Raw genomic sequence first — 24,301 nt, 5'->3', positions numbered from 1 at the left:
TTCGGGTTGTATAAATTAATAATTAAATTTATCAGGATGGGACCCCACCCTTTTATTAGCATGAAGCTCATTAATTTGCCACATTTCCTCCTCTGTCAGTTCAAAATCGAAAATGTCCGCGTTCTCGACCTGGCGCTCTTATTTAGTAGATTTCGGGATGGTTACGATCCCATGCTGAACATCCCATCGTAATATAATCTGCGCTGTACTTTTACCGTATTTGCCTGCTATTTCTTCAAGCTCTGGATCCTTTAAGTAAGATCCTCTTGCTAAAGGAGACCAGGCCTCTAATTGAATGTTGTTCTCGTTACAATACTCCATAAGTTCCTTTTGAAAAAGCTTAGGATGGAATTCCACTTGGTTGACCATAGGAACGATTTCAGCATCTACAAGCAACTCACTAAGATGGGAGATGGTGAAGTTGCTGACTCCTATAGCTTTCACTTTTCCCTCCTGATAGAGTTTCTCAAAGGCTTTCCACGTCTCTTTAAATAAATTTGGAACTGGCCAATGGATAAGGTAGAGATCGACATAGTCAACACCTAACCTTTCCAAACTGCGTTCAAAAGCTTGCAACGTCTTTTCATATCCTTGCTCATCATTCCATACCTTTGTCGTCAGAAATATGTCTTCTCGTGGAACCCCGCTGTCTTGTATTGCTTTACCTACGCCAGTCTCATTATCATAAAATGAAGCCGTATCGATATGACGGTAACCTGCATCAAGTGCTGTCTTTACCGTCTCATAGACCTCCCCCGTCCCCATCAACTTTATAAACTCCCAGACCGATCAAGGGCATTTCTACACCGTTTGAAAGAAGAACCTTACTAGTTATATCCATTGATATGAGCCTCCTTATTCTTATGGCTATGTTAAAGGTGATTGTTGATATTGATAAGTGAGTTATTCAACAATATGGCAGGGTAGTGGAAGACTCGATTTTGAGACATTTGGTGAGTGAGTCAGGGCGGCGGGGAATGGCTCGCTTTCCGTGGGAGCGCGGTGAGCTTCCTCGGACGTTCCGTCATGCGGGATCTCACCAAGCACTCTCTTCCCACAGGAGTCTTCACCATTCCCCGCCGCCCCTTACTATAGATGTACTTCTCGAAATCGTTTTAAAAATAACTACCTAATATTAGTGGGATCATTAAACTTCAGTGGTATGGCTGTAGCATTTTAGTTATAAACCTATATTTTAAGTGTTTCAAATATTTTCTTGCATCACTTCAGAGCAGTTATTTTTAAAGTGAAGCACCGCAAAAATGTTTCCGTTATCCTAACAAAGGCAAGAAGTCCGAGAAAAGGATTGACTCTTGGAACACAAGGATTTTACTAACATTTCCAATATATTGCTAATACTTTTAAACTTGGTATAGTCTCGAGCACCTTCCACTCGGATGGTGGCTTTAGAAAACGGTGAGACTCCTGTGGGATGTACATGATCGGTGAGATCCCGGAAGGCAAAGCCTGAGGAAGCTCACCACATGCCCACGGAAAGCGATCCGTTTTCTAAAGCCACCATCTCCCTATACATAAGTCTCGAAACTGAGTCTGCCACTAAAGGGAGCTTATATGAATATCAACACAGGGCTTTAACAAAGCCATTCTTATAAAAATATCCCCTTGGATTTTCTCAAGTAAACGTAACAAAAAAGCCTGCTGGTGTAGCAGACTGAACTGTAACTCTAATAGTGGCGCTTGTTTTCGATGAACTTTGGCAGGCGGCTCTCTATCCAAACAAAAGAAATAGTTCGCAAGACTACCGGATATAAAGCGATCAGCCCAATTAGATCTCCGACAAAACCTAATGTATCTGTCGCAAACATCCACACAGATAAAACAAGCATCAATACTACGGAAATTAAAGAAGCCCGGCTGTTAATCGGCTTCCATGTACCCGCAATTGTAGACGTTTCCTGTTCAACTAAATCAAAACATCGGTAGTGAAAAGGGCGTATTCTGAACCAATTTGATGCGGTGACCAATTCGTCTCTATCACGAATTTCTTTATAACAATAGCGGCATACTTGAGTACGCATGACATCTTCTCCTAATCATTTTTTAAAACTAAGTAGAGGCGGACTGTGATTTCTGTATGAAAGTTATTTGAAAATAGAAGTCAATCCCAGCCGCCCCTCATTATTTGATGCGCTTCTTTAAGTTCATGAATTGCAATATTAAGTAACAGAGCAGTTTACAAGCGGAATAGCACCTCTCTTGTCTCTTTCTCTATTATAACTCAGCAGGTCTATTTTATGGAATAAGAGCATTCAAAGTTCTTAGTAGATTTGAAAGCAGACGTAAACAATTTCCCCGTACGTCAAGGTTCTGCTTTCTACTCCTTCTGCCATCACTGCAGCCGCAAATTACAATTGCTTTTAGAATGCTGTTTCTTCGGGACTGATTAAATCAAATTACTCAAATTCAAAAACCTGAGTCAGCCTGGTAAGCTTAAATAATTCTAATATCGAATTTGACGCCCTTTGTATGATCAATGCTCCCCCACGGTGCCGCACTCGTTTATAAATTGTGACTAGCACCCCCAGACCAGCGCTGTCCAGAAAGGTCACTTGCGAAAAGTCTATTTTTAAAATGTTATACCCTTCTTCAATTTCTATAAGAAGTTTTTCTCTAAGGTCTGCAGCTTCATCAACTCTGATGCTGCCTGAAAGTCGAACAACTACTTCTCTATCAAGACGCTTGATTTGTTGTATCAAATGACTCACTCTCCACTTCTGGGTATGCTTTGTTCTCATTAAGCACCTGAGTATTTTCAGTTTTAAATACCCTCATTTCATCATTTAATAAGGTAGCCATCGTACTCATTTGTTCTGATGTACCGGATATGTTTTTAATTGCTTCAGAAACTCCTGAGATGCTTTGAGTAACTTGGCGAGTTGAGGATTGTGTTTCATCTATGAACCCTCCTAATTCATCAATTACTCCTACGATTTTTTCACTAGTTGCTACCTTTTCATCCGTTACATCTTTTATTTGATTCATTTCCTCTAACGTCATTTGTATAGATTTGTGAATAGAATCCAAAGCAACACCAGCGTCTTTTACTGAGGCTACTCCTTCATCTACAAGTTTTGAACTTTCCCCCATTTCTTGTGAAGCTCTATTCGTAGTCTGCGTAACGATCCGCACAACTTCCGCAATTTCTTCCGACTCTTTTGTGGACTGTTCAGCCAATCTCCTTACTTCATCTGCCACAACCGCAAACCCTTTTCCGGCTTCTCCTGCTCGAGCTGCTTCTATAGCAGCATTTAATGCTAATAGGTTGGTTTGTTCAGCAATATTTGAAATTGTATCTACCATCGTGGTGATTCTGGTCGAATATACATCAAGCTGATTAACCTCCTGTAACGCTGTAAAACTTTGGGAGCGGATTTCCGCCATCTTACTTATAACCTGGCTGATCGATTCCTGGCCCTTTATTGAGGTTTGCACCGTTTGTTCGGACACATCGACTGCGCTATATGCTCTTTTCTTAGCTATTTGTATTAAAGAGGATAACTCCAGAAGACTTTGGGAAACCTCTTTTATGGCTTCCTCACCTTTTCGTGCAATTTTTGCCATTTCTTCACTTCGGTAGAGGACATTTTTTGTCTGTTCTTCCATACCCTCAACGGAAGCAGCGTTCTGTTCTGATATAGCAGCTATAGATTCTGAAGATTCTTTGAACGTTTCGATGACTTTAGTAAGCTTTTTATTTAAATCATTGAAGGTGCAGGCTAACTGTCCGAGCTCATCTTGACTTTTAATAGGCAGGGTTTTAGAAAGATTAATGGTATCACCATGCATTTCGTTAATTTCTTCACTCATTTTAGTTAGCGGTTTAGAAATAAACCTGCGTATTCCTATTACCACACTACCAATCATAATCAACAAATTTGCAACTATCGTAAAATATGTCTGAATAAAAGCAATAGACGTTGTTCCTAGAACATCGAATATCCCTGAATTCAAGAGCTGATTCTGTAAATATGAAATAGGCGTGCCCATGATTAAACTGAAAACAGTTGCAGCCACAATAATCAGCATCAGTTTTTTTGAAACACTCATTTTCACTTTTTCTTTTGCCATGTACTATCCCTCCCGATTTCATAACTAAAAACAGACAAAATTTATCACTATACGATTCATTTCGACAATGCTTAAATCTTATATCGGTACTTTTGCTCCAAATTAAAAGAACCACGCTCATATTTTTTGGGCGTGGTCCTCGCATCTTCACTTTTCAGATTGCTGGATAAGATCAATGACTTCCTGTTTTGTCTTTCTATTTTCGTAGGTGTTCATATTGTTCAGAAGTTCAGGTTTTCTTTCCATCAGTCGATTAAATTCTTGTAAGAGACGATCGGCACTCAATTCTTCTTCTTCAAGTTTTAAAGCATACCCTTGTTTTACAAAAGAATCGGCATTCAGTATTTGGTCGCCTCGACTCGCCTGCCTTGATAATGGAATGAGCAGCATCGGTTTTCTTAAAGCTAAAAATTCGAATATTGCGTTAGACCCGGCTCTTGAAATAATATAATTACATGCAGCGAATAGGTCCTTCAGTTCTTCATTCACATATTCGAATTGAACGTACCCTTTCCTGTGAATCGATTCATCCATTTGTCCTTTTCCACAAAGGTGCACGATTTGGACGTTTTGTAATAATTCATCAAGATTTTCACGTATCGAATCGTTGATTTTTTTTGAACCTGTACTTCCACCCATGACCAGCACAACAGGCTTCGAATTGTTAAATTCACAAAATGCCAACCCTCTTTGCCTGTTTCCTTCAAAAAGCTCTTCTCTGACTACAGCACCAATATATTTCCCTTTGGTTTCAGGTAAGTATTTCATCGTTTCCGGGAATGTCGCCAACACTTTTTGCGCGAACGGAAATGATAACTTATTGGCCAGACCAGGTGTATAATCAGACTCATGGATAATGGCGGGAACTTTTTTCAATTTTGCCGCTGCTACCACTGGTACAGAAACAAAACCGCCTTTTGAAAAAATGACCTTCGGCTTGGTCTTACTTATGATTCTAAGTGATTGATACAAACCTTTTAAAACTTTGAATGGATCTTTAAAATTCTCTTTAGACATGTATCTCCTTAATTTACCAGTCGAAATGGCATGATAAGTTACACCCTCCAAGGGTTCAATTAAATTTCTTTCAATCCCCTCGTACGATCCTATATAATCAATCTCATATCCTTTTTTTTGAAATTCAGGGATGAGGGCAAGATTAACGATAACGTGCCCGGCGGTTCCGCCACCCGTAAATAATATGCGTTTATTAGTCAAAATCTTCAACGTCCTTTCTTCATTTGCGCAGCTAGGCTTCTACACATTTGTGTGCTATAATCCTCGTGGCCTAAAGGAATTGTATCAAAAAGGAGAACATTTATGTACGAAACAAAAACATTGTCTGAAAAATTCAAGTTATTCATGGTCATTTTACTTCCTATTTTAATCACTCAAATCGGCATGTATGCTATGAACTTTTTTGATACGATCATGTCTGGTCAAGCCGGCGCTGAGGATTTGGCTGGTGTCGCTATCGGTTCAAACATCTGGCTGCCCGTTTTCACAGGCCTTAATGGGATCATGATGGCGATCTCTCCTATCATTGCTCAATTGAATGGTGCAAAAAAAGAAAAAGAGATACCAGAATCCGTCAAGCAAGGCGTATATTTAGCAATCGTGCTTGCCCTTTTGATTGGTTTTATTGGCTTCTTTTTACTAGATCCTATTCTTTCATTATTCAGTATTGAAGAAAACGTCCGTTACATAGCTAAGTATTATTTGATTACACTGGGGCTTGGTATTGTACCGCTGTTTGTCTTCAATATTCTTCGGTCCTTCATCGATGCCCTGGGCCAGACAAAAATTTCGATGGGTATCATTCTACTCACACTTCCGATCAATATAGTATTCAATTACGTATTGATTTTCGGGAAGGCAGGGCTTCCGGCGTTAGGCGGTATAGGTGCAGGATTGGCTTCTGCACTTACATATTGGGTTGCATGCGGTATTGTAGTCGCTGTCATTCATAAAACTTATCCGCTTCGCCGTTACGGAATTTTCAGCAAATGGGTGAAGCCATCCTTGAAAAGCTGGGCAGAACAGCTGCGGATCGGAATTCCGATAGGATTCGCTATCTTCTTTGAGACAAGTATTTTTGCTGCTGTTACTTTCTTTATGACCGTATATGATACATATACGATTGCCGCTCATCAGGCAGCGATCAATTTTGCTTCACTCGTATATATGATGCCTCTCAGCATAGCTTTCACACTGACCATTGCTGTTGGATTCGAAGTAGGAGCCAAGCGTTACGAAGAGGCAAAAACTTATTCCTATATGGGGATAATTCTGGCTGTAGCCATGTCGGTAGCAGCTGGACTCATTTTATATATTTTTGATGATTCTGTAGCCAGATTATACAGTTCAAATGAAGAAGTGATCGCTTTGACCAAAAGTTTTATATTTTACGCCATCTTCTTTCAGTTATCGGATGGTTTCGGAGCTCCCTTACAAGGAATATTACGTGGATATAAAGATGTGAATATAACCTTAGTGATGGCTTTTGTCTCCTATTGGGTCATTGGCTTACCAAGCGGCTACCTGCTTGCCAATTATACAGACCTCGGACCTTTCGGATACTGGATGAGCCTGATCATTGGGTTGACAGCAGGGGCTATCACTCTCTTATTCAGGATGCTTCAGCTGCAGCGCAGAAATATACAGAAGCAAGCGGAAGCATAAAGATCTTAGAGATCAATTCTAGTTTTTATTATTACTAAAGGCAAATCGCTTGGTTTTTTTATAAAGTTTTCTGGATCAACCTCATGATTTATTCATCATTCCGGCTCTTTAGCTAAACCTTATTCCAAAATTAAGCCCAGATCCATAACGGACTCTGGGCTTTTATTGAGTATAATCACACAAAGTTTTTATGGATTCAAATTCATAACAACTAAACGCTCTTCCGTCATTTCTTCAATTGAATATTTCGGTCCTTCTTTGCCCCAGCCGCTGCCTTTCACACCACCGTACGGCATAAGATCGACACGGTATTGGGAAGCATCATTGATCATAAAACCACCGACTTGTACTTTTTTTGCAGCGTAGAAGGCTGTATCGATGTTTTGAGTAAAAATCCCGCCCTGTAAACCATAAGGGGACTGGTTTACTTCTTCGATACAATCTTTGATGTCGCTGAATGGCATTAAAGTAACGACAGGTGCAAAAACTTCCTCGCACACGACTTTCATATCATGTGTAACATCTGTAAGGACTGTAGGGTGCAATAATGCTTCTTTTCTCGTACCGCCATGCAAAATCTTAGCCCCCGCCTGTTCAGCTTCTTCAATCCATTCTTCCGCCCGCTTCGCTTCATCCTCGCCAATCATAGGTCCTACATCGGTTTCCGGATCGTTTGGATCTCCAATTTTAAGATCTTTAATAGCTTCTAAAAATGCTTGTTGAAACTCTTCTTGAACTTCTTCGTGCACGTAGAGTCTTTGAACAGAAATGCAGACCTGACCGGCGAAAGCAAAGCTTTTAGCGGCTGTGTTTTTAGCCGCAGCTGCAACATCAGCCTCTTTATCAATAATAACCGGTGAATTGTTTCCAAGTTCCAGAATCAATTTATTCATCCCTGTTTCTTGTTTAAGCTTTAAGCCGACTTCAGCACTGCCCGTAAACGTGTAGAGACTTATTCTGGAGTCTTTCATCATCTGGTTTCCGACAGTAGAACCTGAACCGACCACAACATTAAGAAAACCTTTAGGCAAACCGGCTTTATGAAACAGCTCAGCTAATTTGATCGCTGATACAGGTGTTTTACTTGCAGGCTTCAATACTACCGCATTACCCGAAGCTATGGCAGGTCCTATTTTGTGAGCCACTAAATTCATAGGAAAGTTAAAAGGACTGATCGCACCCACTACACCAACAGGAACCCTGATAGTAAATGCCATTCGATTCTCTGAACCAGGAGCTGCTTCGACAGGAACCCCTTCTCCGTGGATGCGCTTAGCCTCTTCAGCTGAGACTTCAAAAGTAAGTGCTGCACGTTCAATTTCCGTGCGTGCCTGCTTAAGCGGCTTTCCTGCTTCCATCGTGATTACCTGTGCGAGCGCTTCTTTGTTTTCTACCAATAATTCACTCACCCTTTTTAATATTTCAAAACGCTCATATGGAGACATTGCATTGTTTTTGTAAGCTTGTTCCGCAGCTGTAACCGCCTGGTCCACTTCAGTTTCTGATGCTTTTGAGACTTTGGCATAGGTTTCCTGTGTGTATTTATTAAGTACTTCAAGTTGTTCACCAGTACTTACCCATTCTCCATCAATATATAATTGATATTCCTGAGCCATAGACATGTTCTCTCCTTTATTTGGAATCTATAGACACTATTTCCTTTCCAGGTATTACTTAAACTACAGGGAGCGTAGTCCAACTTCCCTTTCACTCCATATCCAAAGCGTTTCTGCCAACTTCCGGTCACTGGCAGTCTTTGAAAGAGGAGAGACTTGCTTATTATAAAAATATTTCCCGCTTACTCCACGTAGGTTTTCATCAGTTGCTAAATAAACCGCCGTCTCTGCTCCTTCTTCTGGAGTTTTGAAGTATGGCTCTAGCGTTTTCATTATGGATGTTCCAAAACCCGACTGCCGATTCACACCTAAATTAGTTGCTACAGCTCCAGGGTGCAAAGAATTCACAGAGATATTATCGTCTTTTGTTTTATCGGCTAATGCGTTCGCAAACAATATGTTAGCCAATTTGGACTGACCATACCCTTTCATAACATTGTACCTTTTCTTTAAATGAGGATCGCGAAAATGAATTTTCCCCCATTTATGAGCACCTGAAGATACAACTACCACTCGAGCGTCTTTGGATTTCTTCAACTCGTCAAGCAGCAGGTTCGTCAATAAGAAATGCCCCAGATGATTGATCCCCATTTGAGATTCAAATCCATCACTAGTTAACTCTCTTTTTAACGAAACAACACCAGCATTATTAATTAGAATATCTAAGCGGTCGAATTTCAGTTTGAAATGACTGACGAACTCCCTAATACTTGGGAGGCTTCCTAAATCACATTTCAACATTTCTATGTGGTCTTTTTTTGTTACACTCTTTGCTTTTGAAAGAGCTTCTTTGCCCCTTTCCTTGTTTCTACAAGCCATGATTACATGAATACCTTTGTTTGCTAATTCAATCGTTGTTGCTAACCCCATACCAGAATTAGCACCTGTGATAATCGCAATTTTTCTTTCCACAGTATCACCTCACTTACTTCAAATCATAATACTCTTCTCTTCATTGATAAAGCATTATGATGTTTAATGACTTTCACTCCTGGGAAACTTCTGTTCTACAGACATATAGAAGTCTGGTTTTTTTGATATTGATAAGTGAGTTATTCAACAATATGGCAGGATAGTAGAAGACTTAGTCTCGAGATAACCAGGGTTAAGAGCCAGGGGTTGTTGGGAAGCTACTCGCTTTCCTGTGGGGGAAGTGGCGAGCTTCCTCGGGCTTTTCAGCCCTGTGGGATCTCGCCTACATCCTTCTCCCACGGGAGTCTCGCAGCTTCCCAACAACCCCATTCGATGAAGATGAGATACGAACCCTCACATGGAAATGAGCGTCTTCCCAATTCCAGCGTAATTTACGCCCCTCAGTGTTTACCATCAATGTTTGTATTTTTATGAGAATATTGATGGTATCGTAAACAACTAACCATGCTTGTAACACCTCCAGCGTTAAAATTTAATAAATAAGGAGAGAAGCTGCTTCTATTTGGGTAAGAAACACTACATGGATGGAGGTGGTGTATGTCTACCGGCAGCCATGTTCTGAGTATTTACGCTTCGTGGCTTCCAATGTCTTATCAAAGACGTTTCCGTGCTACGCATCATCGTAAAGAGCTCCGGGAAATGGCGAGACTCCTGTGGGAAGTGAGTGCTTGGTGAGACCCCGGAGAGCGAAGCTCGAGGAGGCTCACCGCGCTTCCACGGAAAGGGAGTGATTTCCCGGAGCTCTTACTTCTAATAAACATAACGGAAACAGTCCAAACCCCTCGAAACTGAGCATATATGAAAATCAACGCGTAAATTTAACAAAGCTAATTTGAAAGGATGAGTATTCATGTCAAACGTTGAAAATAAAGTAGTTATATTAACAGGTGCTTCCAGCGGAATCGGAGAAGAAACTGCTAAAGAGCTTACGAAATATGGTGCAAAACTCGTATTGGCTGCAAGAAGAGAAGAAAGGCTGAAGGATCTGCAAGAGAAATTAATCGATGAAGGAGGCGACGCCGTCTATAAAGTGACGGATGTGACCTCATCCGAAGAAATGGATGAACTGGCCAAGTATGCTCACGACACCTATGGAAAAATCGATGTCATTGTAAACAATGCCGGCCTAATGCCGCTATCACTGCTTCATAAAAGAAAATATGATGAGTGGGATACAATGATTGATGTGAATATTAAAGGTGTACTATATGGAATCGGTGCTGTTCTTCCGTATATGCAGGAAAGAAAACAAGGACATGTCATCAACATTTCTTCAGTTGCCGGTCATTCTGTCGCGCCTGGGAGTGCAGTATACAGCGGAACAAAATTTGCTGTCCGTGCCATTACTGAGGGACTTCGTCAGGAGGAATCTCCGAATAGCAATATAAGAGCTACGATTATCTCACCTGGTGCTGTCTCTACAGAGCTAACAGAGTCTATCACAGACGAAGATGTCAAATCAGGAATCGAAGACGTATACAAAGAAGCAATTGACGCGGATAGTATTGCAAGAACCATTCGGTTTGCTGTAGAAGAACCTTCCGAGGTAGCTATTAACGAAATTCTTGTTCGACCGACCAATCAGGGCTGGTAATAAAAAAGTGCGCGGAAGTCATAAAAAAACCGCCTGGAGAAAATGATTCTCCAGGCGGTTCATTTTTTTATAAGAATAGGCCGGCCATTGTAGCTGAAAGCATAGATCCAAGAGTAGCTCCAATCAATAGTTTCATACCGAATCCAGATACGCGAGCACCTTTATCAGCATCAATCCCTTGAACAGTACCAGCTATAATACCGATAGAAGAGAAGTTAGCGAAACTGGTAAGGAATACCGTAACGATTCCGACAGTCTTCTCAGAAACTGAGTCAACCATACCCTGAAATTCAAGCATTGCAACAAATTCATTGGTTACAATTTTCGTACCCATTATGGCACCAGCGTCAAGAACTTCACCTGTAGGTATTCCCATAAGAATTCCGATAGGCGCAATAATATAACCTAATACTTCTTGAAGAGTCAGGCCACCGAAAATACCAGCGAACATGGCATTGACAAGTTCAAGTGAAGCGATGAAGGCAATTAGCATTGCAGCAACGATCAAGGCAATTTTACCACCATCAAGCGCTCCGTTACCCATAGCTTCAAAAAAGCTCTTCGCATTGGAAACATCTTGAACGTCAACATGGTCCTCTTCTTTAGGGACACGTACTGGAGCAATTAGAGAAGCTACAATCAGCGCACTGAACATATTCAATGGAAGTGCGACTAATACATAATCTGCAGGAAGAATCCCGATGTAAGCACCAACGATAGATGCAGATACAGAACCCATAGCGGAAGCACTGACGATATATAAACGGTTATCACTTAATTGCTTGAATTGTGATTTAATCGCAATGATAGCCTCAGACTGCCCGAAGAAAATACTGTTTACAGCGTTGAAAGATTCAACTTTCGGTAAACGGGTGATATATGATAGTGCTTGTCCTAAATATTTGATAATGAATGGCAGAATCTTTAAGTACGTAAGAACGGATAAAATAGTAGCAAAGAAAATGATAAGAAGCAGCACATTAAAGAAGAATACAGTTGTACCTTCTTCAACAACAATGTTACCAAGTACAAACATGACACCTTCTGTACCGAACTCAATCAGCTTATTGAAACCTTTTGATATTTGATCAATAACCCAGGCCCCTGCCTCTGTCTGAAACATGACAAAAGTAGTGATAACTTGGGCTAACAACATAACACCAATACCGAAGTAATTAATGTTTTTCTTGTCATTAGACATTAGAAAAGCTATACCTAAAATAACACCAATGGCCAAAATTCCTAAAATAATATCCACGCTTTGGTTCCCCCTCAAATAGTTATAAAGTCGTCCTTGTTACACGCGTCATGAAAATGCTTACATTCGATCTTTCTACTACGGATTTTAACAGGTTGTCAGACGTCTTGCAAGACAATTTATAAAGACTGAATTTTCATACGAAATGACTACAACGCTTCATTTCCTTTTGCCATAAGGTTCAACCCATTCCAAAATGGGTGAAATTTCGACTATTTTTTTTACCATATTACATTTTCAACGCTGGATGCGATAAATGCAAGGGAATTGGAACATTTTCTATCAAAAGATTTCACAACAAAAAGGCACCCTCCGGTGGTCAGACGGAGGGTGCTATACCTTAGGGGAGGTATATTGTTTGAAAAATGCAGCCGTTTCTACGGGTGCCAGCTTTCTCATAGGAGGCTAAGCCTAGCTGAATTGGTTATTCAATAGTGCTTTAAAGCGCTCCTATACTTTAGACGATGCGAACATTATAAAGGTTTCAATATCCGAAAAAAATTTAATTGATAATCCCATGGTTTTGAATCGTTACTTCCACTTTAGGATTAAAAGTCACATCTTTGTAACCCTCCGCCCAATCCAATTCCTTCCAAACATCAGGATGATAGGCTTTCAGCATGCGGCCGATCGAAAATACATCACTGTTCGCTTCTTGCGTAATGCTGAAAATTTCACTTGCTTCCTCAGTCAGAATATTTGATAGATCATTATTTAAATCTTCAATAATTTTCTCATCAACTAAGTGATCATGGGGATATTCGGTCACGTGTATATCTAAATTCAAGGCCATATCCACATTCACTTCCTTTCCCTCTGGTCTTATTTTCATTTTCCGATCGAAATCCAGCACTTGAAAGGTAATATATTCAAGGATAGGAGTTGGTTGATCATCCAACACCTTTCTCGTCATACGAGCCACGTTCCCTTTATTACCTTCCATCAGTAAGAACAAGGTAGATTGTTCTGGTGAAATTTTAATTCCAGTATAATAATCTTCACGCATCAATCCTAAGCCGTTGAATTTAATTACATCACTTTCTTCATCCACCTTAAGAAGAGGCAAAGTAAAGTCTTCCCCTTCTTCAATCAGTTCCCCCCAAAGCATTTGCATGTTGTCCGCGTGTGCATGAGTAGCAGAAGAAGCACCTTTCAATATCCCACTGATGTATTCACTTATTTTCGTATCACCTGTACTGTTGAAATTAATCGCTTCTTTAGCTGTCCCTTCGACAATGGTCAATTGTGCATTAAGGTTGCTGTTTGGATTGCGATAGAAATTGTCAAGTAGTGGGTAAATATCACTTTTCGCTAATTCATCGCCAATGAGAACCACTTTTACTTTTGACGGATTAAACGATTCAGAAATCATCTGATCAATTTTATCCCTGGCATCTAATGGAGTACGTGCATCCGAAGATAGAACTTGGACAGTCTCTTCAACTATACCTTCAGACCCTTTGACGGTAGGAATCGATACCGTTTCATAAATTTCCCCTTCTTCACCCTCATCATATCCAATCGTTAGAGTGAGTTTGACATTTTTAAATTGTCGCTGATCCCAGCATCCCGTTAAAATAAGCAAAGTGCAGAGATTACAAATAATGAACCTTATCATGAGGACGCCCCCTCTTTAGCAGGTGATTTCCTAAAAAAACTGAATATAAGTACCACGAGTGGCAGTCCAATAGAAAAAATATAGCCGCCCTTTTTAACGTATGTGTTGAAATTATTCAACTTACTAATATCGTAACCAATATAAGTGGCTGTGATGAAAATGGTCACGGCTACTCCTATAGTTGCCCATTTTGTAGGAAGTGATTTAAAGATAGTTGTCAATCCGAGTGAAGACATGAGTAAGTATGTCGATAATGAGGTAGCCACAAAGACAATCCACGTAGATATAAAAAACAAATCGATCCTGGCTACAATGGGAAATTCATACGATTTCAACATATATAAGACTGGTTGAGGAACGAGTGCCATTTCCTGTGTGCTGAAAAACGTGAAGGTAATTAATACGATCGCTAAGTAAAATGTGAAAACAAAAGCTTGCGCCGACTGAATGGCCACCAATTTCTCCTTAGCCGTCCCCTCCGTCTTGGAATATAGCACTAATGAAACGATAAAACCGAGAAAAGAGAGAATTCCCATATCTATTCCTGCAATAATATTAGACCACCCTGCTTCTCCTACCGGAAATATATACATAAGCTTACTATCTTTAGCTGAATAAAAAATAAACACGACCATTATAATCAACAGGGCGGCAAACATCATATATAGTCTTGCGATGACGAGCAGGCTGCAGCAAACCATATATAAACATATGAAAACCATCATAAACCCCAACACCCAAAAAGGCGTATTAGGGAGTACCCAGATACTGATCAAGCGGCTGTAGATAAGGACAATCAATATGCCCACTGAACAGAAATATATAACGTATAGGAAAGAAGTAACTTTTCCAAACCATCGCGACAACACATACTCTTGAATTTGAAAATAATCTTTCGATGGAAATCTTTTTGCCAGCCACCATAGAAGGAATAAAAGCAGTTGAATCAATACTCCCGCAATCAGAAGTGAAATCCAACCGTCCTGCTTCGCAGTATGATGCAAATCAAAAGGCAGAGCTAAAATCCCTACCCCGATTTGAGTTTGGATGATCACGAAGAAAAATTGCCGTCTACTTATCTTTTGATTGGTTTGACTGCTCATCTTTCTTCCACCCCCTTGCTCCCTCTTCTACAGCTGTAGTACTGACGGGCTGCGCACCTTTAGGTCTTTGCTTCATTGTGAATATGGGGAGCCTTACAAATGTGTCTTTTAAATCTTTTATTCTTAATGGAGCTACAGGTGCGAAGTAAGGAGTGCCAAACGACTCTAGTTTGGCCAAATGTACAGCGATCAGTAAAAATCCGAAAATCAGTCCTACAAATCCCAATGTTCCTGCTAGAAATATCAAAGGAAACGTAAGCAGGCGTAAAGTCATACTCAGTTCATTAGAAGGCACAACGAAAGAGGCGATCGCGGTAAGAGCTACGACGATGACCATGATATTGGATACTAGCCCCGCTCTTACGACAGCGTCCCCGATAACCAATCCCCCTACGATACCGATTGTTTGGCCTACGGGCGAAGGAAGTCTTATCCCCGCTTCACGTATGAGTTCAATAATGACCACCATTACCAAGGCTTCCAAAATCGGAGGATAAGCAATTTCATTGATTGAACTCTTAATAGGAGTAATTAAGTCATCTGGTATGACTTCAAAGTGAAAACTAACTACAGAAATATAAAAAGCCGGTAAACCGACCGCAATTAAAAAACTGGCAAACCTGATCAACCGGACGAATGTTCCCGCATACCATCTGGTGTTGTAGTCGTCGGGAGATTGATAGAACATAAAAAAAGTAGACGGTGCTACAATCGCGGTCGGACTGCCCTCTGTAAACATTGCGACACGTCCTTCCATTATGCTGGCCACTATCCGGTCCGGACGCTCACTGTTTAACATTTGCGGAAAGGGAGATAAAGGAGAATCTTCCATGAACTCCTCCATAAAACCCGGGCTCTGGACTTTATCCGTATGAACCGATTGAATCCTTTTTTTAACCTTTTGGACAAGCTCCGGATTGGCAATGCCATCCATATAAACAATCGCAACATTCGTATTCGTTTTTTTCCCTACTTTGAAAAATTTCACGGTCAAATCTCGATGTTCGATTCTTTTTCTTACAAGGTTAATATTAATCATTAAGTTTTCTACAAATCCATCATGGGCTCCTCGTACCACTTTTTCGTTCGCAGGTTCCTCAACGGATCGATTGAAAACAGATGTCACGTTGAACATGGTGACTCGTTCATGCCCATCTTCCATATAGATGGCATGACCTCTTAATAAAGAACGGATACATTCCTCAAGATTAGTTGTTTCCTTTGAGTTTGGAATATCATAAATATGATCGGCTTTTCCCATTTCGATGGGATCAAAAATCATTTGCTGTACTTTTTCCTGATCGGTCATGGCTTCAAAGTAAAGCAGTGCTGCATCGCCTTTTTTCAGCACACGGATTTTCAAATCATCCGTGTATTTGAATTCGTTTAACAAATAATCAATATTGCGGGAAAGATTTTTTGTGCTTGGTTGTTTTGGTTCTTGCTTATCATCAGCTATTTTACGATCTTGTAATGGTTCACCTTGAAAAAATTTCCTGAAAAATCCCATATTCATCACCTGAAATTAGCATGCCTTAAAGTATGCGTTCCTATTCATGGAAAGGAACGAAAATAAAGTCAGTCTGTGAATAAAAGTTTTGATGTACAACCTCAATAAATTTATTAAATTGTGAATATTTCAAACTGAAAAAACGAACGGTTATAAAAGTTTCCTCCCCCTTGTGGTAGTAGAACTTAATCCGTGACTTAGCTTCGAGATGGTTTCTTTTTCTAAGAATGGAGCTGGAAGGTCAGGGAAGTTACTCTCGTACGTTCATCTTCCACGGACTAGTGCGAATGAGGTGGACGAGACTCCTTATGCGAAAGCAGCATCGCTTCGTGCAGTGGCGTATGGACTGCAAGGATAAAAAATAACCACTGCATATGCAGTGGTTATACAATCTAATGACCTGGAAAGAAGGTCATTTGAATGATAAAAATAAAGCCAAACAAATATAAAATCCAGTGAACGTCTTTTCCTTTTCCACTAAATAATTTCAATAAGGGGTACGTAATGAAACCGATAGCTATTCCTGATGCGATACTAGAAGTAAGCGGCATAGTCAAAATGATGATAAAGGCTGGAAAAGCTTCATCGAACTTTTTCCAGTCCACTTTAGCCAATCCTTCCATCATAAAGCAGCCTACAATAATAAGAACTGGAGCGGTAATAGCAGGCAATCCGGAAACCGCCCCTACAATAGGGGAGAAGAAAATTGACAGTAGAAATAAACCAGCTACTACAATTGTCGTCAAACCTGTACGCCCGCCCACAGCAACTCCTGAAGAAGATTCTATATAAGCAGAAGATGGGCTCGTTCCGAACATCGCTCCAGCCGTAGTCGCTGTAGCATCAGCCATTAATGCTGCTCTTGCTCTCGGCAGACTTCCATCTTTCCTCATAAATCCAGCTTGTTCTGCTACTCCAATCATCGTTCCTGTAGTGTCAAAAATGGTCACTAGTAAAAATGCGAAAATTACAGTATAAAGCCCATTACTAAAAACACCGGCAAGGTCCATATCCCAGAATACAGGCGCCGGGGGAGCGGAGACATAACCCTCAGCAAAAGATAACTGGCCTGTAAACATTCCGATTACTGCTGTGACTAACATACCAATGAATAGAGCACCTGTCACACGTCTTGCGATTAAGGCTAACGTAACAAACAAACCTACAATAGTAAGAAATGCACCTGGGGCAGTCAGGTCACCTAACGTTACCAGCGTTGATTCACTCGCTACAATAACTCCAGACATCCTTAGCCCTAAAAATGCAATAAATAATCCAATACCTGATGTAATGCCATACTTTAATGAAGGGGGGATCGCTGTGATCAATACTTCCCGTAAACTCGTCATGCTTAAGATGACAAATAATACACCAGCTAAAAATACTGTACCTAATATAACCGAATAACTCACATCCTGCTGAACGACTTCAGTTACAAAATATGCATTCATTCCCATGCCAGGGGCAATAGCAATTGGATAATTAGCAGCCAGGGCCATAATTAATGTACCTATAATTGCAGCGATTACAGTAGCCATGAATACTTGTTCAAATGGCAGACCTGCTTCTGAAAGAATCGCAGGGTTCACAACGACAATATAGACCATAGTGAGGAATGTCGTAAATCCTGCCAGCAACTCAGTTCGTATATTCGTATTATTTTCTTCTAAACGAAACATGTTAAACATAAGAAACACCTTACTTTCCAAATGAAATGACCAACATTTAATATAATATTCTTTTTCCGAACAAATTTCAATCATTACTTTATATCGTTCGTGTTTTAGGCCAAAAAAAACGGTCCCCTCTCAATCGAGGGAACCGTTATTATAAGAATCCTTGTAGCGATACCATGACATGACAATATCCGTATCTTTTTCTTCTAAATACCATAAGCGGGCGCTTGCCCCGCCAGCGCCAGATTTCAATGTAGCTTCTATAGAAGCCAAACGGGCTCTTTTTTGAAAAATCGTCTGGTCCTTAGTGACAGCTTGTATACGGTGCTTCTTCATAACATAAGTCTGTTTAACTAATATCCGTCTAATCAATGTAAGCTGGTTACCATTTATATTCCACCCTGCATCTTTAAAGGACAAATATCCGAATATGGATGCTGCCGGGACTAGTATCCAGGCTAGAAGACCGAATGGAAATAAATAATAACTTACAACTCCTGCTATGACCGCAGGCAGCCAGATAAACCTTAGAATATATCGAAATAATGAACGTTTAGGCACTCGGTTTGCAGGAAGATCCCATTCATAGTCGTCGATGATTCTCCGTAAAACGTCCGTAATTTGCTTCCGTTTAATCAACGGAAGGATTGTCAATGTTTGATCGCTATCGTTAACACTCCCCCCAGCACTAATAATCGTAACCGTAGCATACCCAAGAGGCTGGCGTATCGGGTTTTCATCAACACGAACGCCCTGGATACGATTCAGAGGAATTGTGACTTGCTTCTTTTCGAGTAAACCTCTAGTCATTATGATATCCCCATTATCGATATAAACAGAGAAATTACTATATCGAAAGATGGTAAGAATGACTGAGATACCATAGGCAATAAACAGAACAAATAGTATAGCTGCAGCGACGACTAGCAGCCCTACCTGCAGCCAGCTGATGACTTCATCATATATGGCATCCACCGGTAAAAACTCCATCCCTTGAGATAAAAAAACGAGTACACCTGAAATAACAACGCCTGCTCCGCCAGATGTGAGTGCCATAATAATAATGTCTTTCAATTCCATTTGGTAAACTAACTTACGATCCACTGCTTCGTATTCATTCTCAGAGAACTTTTCCTTCTTTCGTTCATCGATGACGAGCTGAATATGATCAGCTTCCTTTTTGTGAATAGCTGTCAATTCGGCTTCAGCCTCCAACGCATCAGAGGATCCAGCGGTTTCCACCTTCACTTTGACGAGTTGAAACGGACGATGAAATATACCTTCAGAAAAATCCAAGCTCTGTATACGATCAATCGGGATGTATCGTTTCTTTTTCACAAACAAACCGTGTTCTATCCTCAACTCCCCTTCTTCAATCCAATAACTGAAACGGAGCCATTTAATAATCCCCGCCGTTAATATAACTAATAAAAGAGAACCAGAAATAAGTAGAGGCATCGAACCAAGCCAACCGTCCTGCTGGTTATTGTTCAGAAAAAGAACAGCAATCAGCGGAAGGATCGCATCTTTCAATCCTTTAATAAAATTAATAAGTGCAGAAATCGGGTGTAATCTTTTTGGCTCAAACATCTTCTTCCGCCACCCTCGCCAATGAAGAAATAGAGTGTCTTAGCTCTTCAGCTTCCACTTCGTCTAAAGCAGGCACCTTATGAGTGGTAGCAGCGGTAGAAATGCTGATCGTAGCTAAACGGTACTTTCTCAGTAAAGGTCCTTGTTCCGAATCAACGTGTTGTACACGCACCATCGGAACGAGCGTACGCTTAATGATGAACAATCCATATTGCAGTTCGATTTCCTGCTCCCTTACTTCATATCGCCACCTTTTCCATCTGAGTGTAGGAATAACGAATATATAGAGAATGATCTCTAAAGCTAAGATAATGCTGATGATGATAAACGGCCACATCGACCACTCAAAAAAATATGTAAGTAACCCTATGCCAATAGCAGCAAGCGCCACAACGGCTGCGTTTATTACCCCGTGGATCCGCCACAGAGTAAGAGCCCTGATGGAAATTCGCTGTGTAGGTTCATTCATCTCTAAAACCTCCCTCATCTTACTCTATACGTATATATCTCGTTTACGTTTCACTATAAAATCCAGACTTAACAGCCTGGATTTTATAGTGGTCACTTATTACCTGAGGATAATTGTTTAGCACGGGCTGTACAAGCATTCATCGCCTGGATGATCGAATTGCGCAGTCCCGTTTCTTCTAATTTGGTCACACCTTCAATAGTTGTACCGCCTGGAGTACAAACCGTATCTTTTAATTCACCAGGATGTCTGCCCGTTTCCAGAACCATTTTAGCGGCGCCTTGAACAGACTGAGCAGCGAGTTTATACGCCTTATCCCTTGGAAACCCTTGCTGTACTGCAGCGTCAGCCATTGCTTCTATAAACATATATACAAAAGCCGGTGAGGAACCGCTTACGGCCGGTACCGCATCCATCAGCTTCTCTTCAATGACCTCGGCCTCTCCGAAGCTTTCAAAAATCTCCTTCACACCAGCCAGATCTTCTTCTGTCACAAAATCATTCGGACAGAGTACACTCATACCTGCGCCGACTAGAGATGGGGTATTCGGCATTGATCGTACGACTTTCACATTAAAGTCAAAGGCATCATTAATTTTAGCGAGGGTAATTCCTGCAGCAACAGTTACAATAATGGTATCTTCCGGTACAGAATCACTTATTTCTTGAAGCACACCTTCATATATATAAGGTTTGACCGCCAAAAATAAAATATCACTTGAAGCAGCCAACTCTTTATTGTCATTTGAAATATAAATTCCATATTCATCTGACACAAAATCAATGGTCTCATCTGTTACAGCTGTAGCAGAAATCTGCTTTGCTTCTACCACCTTAGAATCAATCATTCCCTGTATCATAGCCTGTCCCATTTGTCCGCATCCTAAAAAACCAATCTTTTTACTCACCATACCAGCCCCTCTCTTTCGTGTCTTCAATTGTATATGATTAGACCCAACACGACAACGTTACGACAAGAATCCCTTGACTAAATTTTTAAAAAATTCAGAGGCCTCTCTAGTAAAAAATACATGTTTTATCTTTAAAGCCTTTACAAATCAAGGCAGCTTATCTATAATTAACAGTGTATTCTTCATATCATAACGATTGACCACAAATATCATAGCTGCTACGAAAAAAGCCGAGCTACCTTCAAGCTCGGTTTTTTTCGTTATAATTTTTCTCTTCTTTGACCTCTTCTTCCGCAACAGCTTCCAACATATCTTTCACTTCTTTTTTAACCTTTTTCGTAACCATGATATACAACGTGTCCCCGGCTTTAATGGTCGTCTGTCCATAAGGAGTAATGACTTCTCCATCCCTGATAATAGCATTAATTAAGGCTTTGTTAGGAAGTTCCATAGTTTCCAATGTCTGGCCCACTACTAAATTCTTTTCGTTCACATCATATTCCATAAGCTCTACGTTCGCTTTTCCAATCGATATTAATTCCAAAGAATGGATGGGATTCGTTTTACTTTCAGACACAAGCTTGAATTTCTCGGCAACCCATGTGATCGTAGAACCTTGAAGCAGAGTAGAAATGATGACAATAAAAAATACGACATTGAACATCAGCTGACTGTTATCTACATCTGTCAACAAAGGGAAAATGGCCAGTACAATCGGTACTGCTCCCCGTAAACCCGCCCATGACAGAAACAGCTTTTCCTTTATATTAAACTTGAAGAAAATGAGACTCAGGAAAGTAGCAACAGGACGAGCGATGATTATGAGCACTAAAGCAATCAATAAACCGTCGATGATGACTTCCCACGTAAATACCTCTGAAGGATAAACAAACAGCCCAAGTAGTATGAACATGAGAATCTGGGCCATCCAGCCGAATCCTTCGTGGAATCTTAAAATTGAATAACGATAGGCCAAGTCTGAATTTCCAATCAATACAGCAGCTACATAAACTGACAGCAACCCGCTTGCTTGAATTAGTGAACTGGCTCCATATGTAAGGAAAGCAAACCCTAAAGCGAAAATAGGATATAATCCACTGGAATCCAAATTAATTCGATTCAGAGCAAAGCTGGCTCCATAACCGATTATAAGCCCAATCGCTAACCCTCCTCCCATTTGCCAGAAAAAGGACCCCACCATTCCCAAAACATTCGTTTCGTCCATTGTCAGAACTTGAATAAAACTTATGGTAAGAAAAACAGCCATTGGATCATTCGTGCCCGACTCTGCTTCTAAAGTGGCCTCCAGCTTGTTTCGGATATTCTTCCCCTTTAACACAGCAAATACTGCAGCCGCATCTGTAGAACCTACTATGGAACCTAAAAGAAAAGCCTCCAGCCACGAAATACCGAGTACATACTTAGCGGCGACCCCAACAATCGTACTCGTTAAAATAACGCCTAACGTGGCTAAAGTAACCGAGGGAGCGATGACAGGCTTAATAGCTTTCCACTGAGTCTGCATTCCCCCTTCGAACAAAATGACGATTAAGGCGAAAATACCTACCAATTGAGCGATTTCAGCATTGTCGAAGTAAATATAACCCAGACCATCACTTCCGACCAGCATTCCTACAGCGATGAACAACACAAGAGAAGGTACACCCAGGCGGGAAGAAAACTTAGTTACGACTACACTCATAATGAGCAGTAAAGCGACGAGCATGATAAATTGATTAGACTCTAATATTTCATGAATCATTATCCGGAACTCCTTTTATGTATCTTAATACAATTATAACAACAACCCCCTTCAAAATAGGAGTAATTCAGCTTATACCCCTTTTCTGTATGCTTTAATACTATTGATATAGATTTTTTCATTTTACCCAGAAGATCGGTTTCGTTGGCTTTTTACAAAAAGTCCAGACAAGCATATTTACGCACCAAAAAAATAAGCCAAGGAATTTAATCCTCAGCTCATTCTGTCCATGCCATTTCTTCATTCACTTCTTCATTAAAGAAATGCTTCATTGCGTAGAATACGTCAGCTTTTTTCTTTAAAATATGATAGCGGAATTTAGGATGACTAATTGATTTATATGCCTGCATTAAGCTTGATGAACGGTTATATTGATTGACTTCACCATATCCGAACATCTGGGATACTTCAATTAAATCGTGAATCAGCGAGACACAGCGTTTATTATCAGATGTCAGATTATCCCCATCAGAGAAATGGAAAGGATAAATATTATATCTTTCAGGCGGATACTTTTGATCAATCAACTCTAATGCTTTTCTATAGGCAGAAGAACAAATCGTCCCCCCACTTTCCCCTTTAGAGAAAAAGTCATTCTCACTCACAATCTTAGCCTGCGTATGGTGGGCAATGAACTCTACGTCAACCGTTTCATAATTTTTATTCAAAAATCGGTTCATCCAGAAGAAAAAGCTTCTGGCCATATATTTCTCCCACTGGCCCATAGACCCGGAAGTATCCATCATAGCGATGACGACAGCTTTTGACTCAGGCTTATCTTGGTCTGTCCATGCTTTAAATCTAATATCTTCAGGATAAATCGGAGCAAAGGATGAATCCCCCCCGAGAGCGTTTCGCTTGAACGCCTCAAGCATCGTCCTTTTCTTATCAATATTGCCTACAAGTCCCGTTTTTCTAATGTCTGTAAACTCAATTTCCTCATGCATGATCGTGTCTTTTTCTTTTTCAGCTAAATTAGGAAGTGTAAGCTCTTTGAAAAAGGCTTCTTCCAACTCGGCTAAGCTGACTTCTGCTTCATAATAATCTTCACCAGCTTTGTCTCCAGCACCTTCTCCTTGCCCGGGTTTTTTTTGAGCCTCTTGAGACTGACCAACTACATCACCAACTTGACTATCTCCATCTCCTTGACCTGCATGTTTGTTTTTGTCGTAATTATACCGAATCTTATATTCATCAAGTGACCGAATGGGTATCTTCACAACACGTTTTCCATTTGACATCACAATATTTTCTTCCGTAATTAAATCTGGTAACTGTTTGTTCATTGCATCTTTAACCTTTTCCTGGTGTCTCCTCTGGTCATCATAGCCTTTTCGATGGAGGGACCAGTCGTCTTCAGCAATGACAAAGTTCTTCTTATCATTCAACACATTTTTCCCCCTCCTCTTTGTGGATTACTCTATCATATGCAGGACAAGTTCGATGGATGAAGCGAAATCAGATATGACTGGTTTTTTATTAAGATTTAT

At 40.4% G+C, this 24,301-nt stretch carries 18 protein-coding genes and 1 pseudogene; 2 read left to right on the top strand and 17 right to left on the bottom strand.

Annotation, left to right across the window (positions count from 1 at the left end; genetic code table 11):
* Positions 1-15: 15 nt before the first annotated feature.
* The 5 genes and pseudogenes from LF817_RS13865 to LF817_RS13845 form a co-directional block, all read right to left on the bottom strand.
* Positions 16-841: pseudogene (locus tag LF817_RS13865) on the bottom strand (aldo/keto reductase).
* A gap of 844 nt (positions 842-1,685) precedes the next feature.
* Positions 1,686-2,039 carry a hypothetical protein gene (locus LF817_RS13860; RefSeq protein ID WP_253936399.1) on the bottom strand — a complete coding sequence of 118 codons (354 nt, stop codon included), beginning with the start codon at positions 2,037-2,039 and terminating at the stop codon, positions 1,686-1,688.
* Positions 2,040-2,414: 375 nt separating this feature from the next.
* On the bottom strand, positions 2,415-2,717 hold the full coding sequence (locus tag LF817_RS13855) for an STAS domain-containing protein (RefSeq protein ID WP_253936398.1): 303 nt from the start codon (positions 2,715-2,717) through the stop codon (positions 2,415-2,417).
* Positions 2,692-4,089, bottom strand: a complete 1,398-nt coding sequence (locus LF817_RS13850; protein ID WP_253936397.1) for a methyl-accepting chemotaxis protein — start codon at positions 4,087-4,089, stop codon at positions 2,692-2,694. Before LF817_RS13850 ends, LF817_RS13855 begins: the two co-directional genes overlap by 26 nt.
* Positions 4,090-4,236: 147 nt before the next feature.
* A complete protein-coding gene (locus LF817_RS13845; RefSeq protein ID WP_253936396.1) occupies positions 4,237-5,307 on the bottom strand; it encodes an undecaprenyldiphospho-muramoylpentapeptide beta-N-acetylglucosaminyltransferase in 1,071 nt (356 codons plus the stop codon).
* Between the two features lie 102 nt (positions 5,308-5,409).
* Here LF817_RS13845 and LF817_RS13840 point away from each other — a divergent pair, with 102 nt between their 5' ends.
* Positions 5,410-6,771, top strand: coding sequence for an MATE family efflux transporter (locus LF817_RS13840; RefSeq protein ID WP_253936395.1), 1,362 nt, complete (start codon positions 5,410-5,412; stop codon positions 6,769-6,771).
* A gap of 188 nt (positions 6,772-6,959) precedes the next feature.
* Here LF817_RS13840 and LF817_RS13835 read toward each other — a convergent pair whose 3' ends face one another.
* Together LF817_RS13835 and LF817_RS13830 are read right to left on the bottom strand one after the other, a co-directional pair.
* Positions 6,960-8,387, bottom strand: coding sequence for an aldehyde dehydrogenase family protein (locus LF817_RS13835; RefSeq protein ID WP_253936394.1), 1,428 nt, complete (start codon positions 8,385-8,387; stop codon positions 6,960-6,962).
* Between the two features lie 63 nt (positions 8,388-8,450).
* Positions 8,451-9,299, bottom strand: coding sequence for an SDR family oxidoreductase (locus LF817_RS13830; protein WP_253936393.1), 849 nt, complete (start codon positions 9,297-9,299; stop codon positions 8,451-8,453).
* Between the two features lie 871 nt (positions 9,300-10,170).
* Here LF817_RS13830 and LF817_RS13825 point away from each other — a divergent pair.
* On the top strand, positions 10,171-10,914 hold the full coding sequence (locus LF817_RS13825; protein WP_253936392.1) for an SDR family oxidoreductase: 744 nt from the start codon (positions 10,171-10,173) through the stop codon (positions 10,912-10,914).
* Positions 10,915-10,981: 67 nt separating this feature from the next.
* Here the strand turns inward: LF817_RS13825 and LF817_RS13820 are convergent, their stop codons facing one another.
* From LF817_RS13820 to yhbH, 10 genes are all read right to left on the bottom strand, one after another.
* Positions 10,982-12,172 (bottom strand): NupC/NupG family nucleoside CNT transporter, encoded by a 1,191-nt coding sequence (locus tag LF817_RS13820; protein ID WP_253936391.1) that lies wholly within the window; start codon positions 12,170-12,172, stop codon positions 10,982-10,984.
* A 502-nt stretch (positions 12,173-12,674) separates the two neighbouring features.
* A complete protein-coding gene (locus tag LF817_RS13815) occupies positions 12,675-13,790 on the bottom strand; it encodes a Ger(x)C family spore germination protein (protein ID WP_253936390.1) in 1,116 nt (371 codons plus the stop codon).
* Positions 13,787-14,893: a GerAB/ArcD/ProY family transporter gene (locus LF817_RS13810; RefSeq protein ID WP_253936389.1), complete on the bottom strand. Its 1,107-nt coding sequence runs from the start codon at positions 14,891-14,893 to the stop codon at positions 13,787-13,789. The genes LF817_RS13815 and LF817_RS13810 overlap by 4 nt, the downstream gene beginning before the upstream one ends.
* Positions 14,862-16,403 (bottom strand): spore germination protein, encoded by a 1,542-nt coding sequence (locus tag LF817_RS13805; RefSeq protein WP_253936388.1) that lies wholly within the window; start codon positions 16,401-16,403, stop codon positions 14,862-14,864. Before LF817_RS13805 ends, LF817_RS13810 begins: the two co-directional genes overlap by 32 nt.
* A 392-nt stretch (positions 16,404-16,795) precedes the next feature.
* Complete coding sequence (locus LF817_RS13800; protein ID WP_305882244.1) at positions 16,796-18,091, bottom strand: NCS2 family permease; 1,296 nt, start codon at positions 18,089-18,091, stop codon at positions 16,796-16,798.
* 120 nt (positions 18,092-18,211) lie between these two features.
* On the bottom strand, positions 18,212-19,669 hold the full coding sequence (locus LF817_RS13795) for a PH domain-containing protein (protein ID WP_253936387.1): 1,458 nt from the start codon (positions 19,667-19,669) through the stop codon (positions 18,212-18,214).
* Positions 19,662-20,138, bottom strand: coding sequence for a PH domain-containing protein (locus tag LF817_RS13790; protein WP_253936386.1), 477 nt, complete (start codon positions 20,136-20,138; stop codon positions 19,662-19,664). The genes LF817_RS13795 and LF817_RS13790 overlap by 8 nt, the downstream gene beginning before the upstream one ends.
* Positions 20,139-20,230: 92 nt before the next feature.
* Positions 20,231-21,046, bottom strand: coding sequence for a pyrroline-5-carboxylate reductase (gene proC, locus LF817_RS13785; RefSeq protein WP_253936385.1), 816 nt, complete (start codon positions 21,044-21,046; stop codon positions 20,231-20,233).
* Between the two features lie 244 nt (positions 21,047-21,290).
* On the bottom strand, positions 21,291-22,811 hold the full coding sequence (locus LF817_RS13780) for a potassium/proton antiporter (RefSeq protein WP_253936384.1): 1,521 nt from the start codon (positions 22,809-22,811) through the stop codon (positions 21,291-21,293).
* A 218-nt stretch (positions 22,812-23,029) separates the two neighbouring features.
* Positions 23,030-24,202, bottom strand: coding sequence for a sporulation protein YhbH (yhbH, locus tag LF817_RS13775; RefSeq protein WP_371925065.1), 1,173 nt, complete (start codon positions 24,200-24,202; stop codon positions 23,030-23,032).
* Between the last annotated feature and the right edge of the window lie 99 nt (positions 24,203-24,301).

The organism is Halobacillus sp. A1, assembly GCF_024189295.1.
GTDB lineage: Bacteria > Bacillota > Bacilli > Bacillales > Halobacillaceae > Halobacillus_A.
The sequence above is the reverse complement of the archived record's forward strand: the minus strand, read 5'-3'. Positions and strand labels throughout refer to the sequence as shown.

What these genes read in the sequence shown, in the direction of transcription:
- LF817_RS13860 (WP_253936399.1), bottom strand. Translation starts at nt 2,039, where the DNA reads ATGCGTACTCAAGTATGCCGCTATTGTTATAAAGAAATTCGTGATAGA.
- LF817_RS13850 (WP_253936397.1), bottom strand. Translation starts at nt 4,089, where the DNA reads ATGGCAAAAGAAAAAGTGAAAATGAGTGTTTCAAAAAAACTGATGCTG.
- LF817_RS13840 (WP_253936395.1), top strand. Translation starts at nt 5,410, where the DNA reads ATGTACGAAACAAAAACATTGTCTGAAAAATTCAAGTTATTCATGGTC.
- LF817_RS13835 (WP_253936394.1), bottom strand. Translation starts at nt 8,387, where the DNA reads ATGGCTCAGGAATATCAATTATATATTGATGGAGAATGGGTAAGTACT.
- LF817_RS13825 (WP_253936392.1), top strand. Translation starts at nt 10,171, where the DNA reads ATGTCAAACGTTGAAAATAAAGTAGTTATATTAACAGGTGCTTCCAGC.
- LF817_RS13815 (WP_253936390.1), bottom strand. Translation starts at nt 13,790, where the DNA reads ATGATAAGGTTCATTATTTGTAATCTCTGCACTTTGCTTATTTTAACG.
- LF817_RS13810 (WP_253936389.1), bottom strand. Translation starts at nt 14,893, where the DNA reads ATGAGCAGTCAAACCAATCAAAAGATAAGTAGACGGCAATTTTTCTTC.
- LF817_RS13805 (WP_253936388.1), bottom strand. Translation starts at nt 16,403, where the DNA reads ATGGGATTTTTCAGGAAATTTTTTCAAGGTGAACCATTACAAGATCGT.
- LF817_RS13800 (WP_305882244.1), bottom strand. Translation starts at nt 18,091, where the DNA reads ATGTTTAACATGTTTCGTTTAGAAGAAAATAATACGAATATACGAACT.
- LF817_RS13795 (WP_253936387.1), bottom strand. Translation starts at nt 19,669, where the DNA reads ATGTTTGAGCCAAAAAGATTACACCCGATTTCTGCACTTATTAATTTT.
- LF817_RS13790 (WP_253936386.1), bottom strand. Translation starts at nt 20,138, where the DNA reads ATGAATGAACCTACACAGCGAATTTCCATCAGGGCTCTTACTCTGTGG.
- LF817_RS13780 (WP_253936384.1), bottom strand. Translation starts at nt 22,811, where the DNA reads ATGATTCATGAAATATTAGAGTCTAATCAATTTATCATGCTCGTCGCT.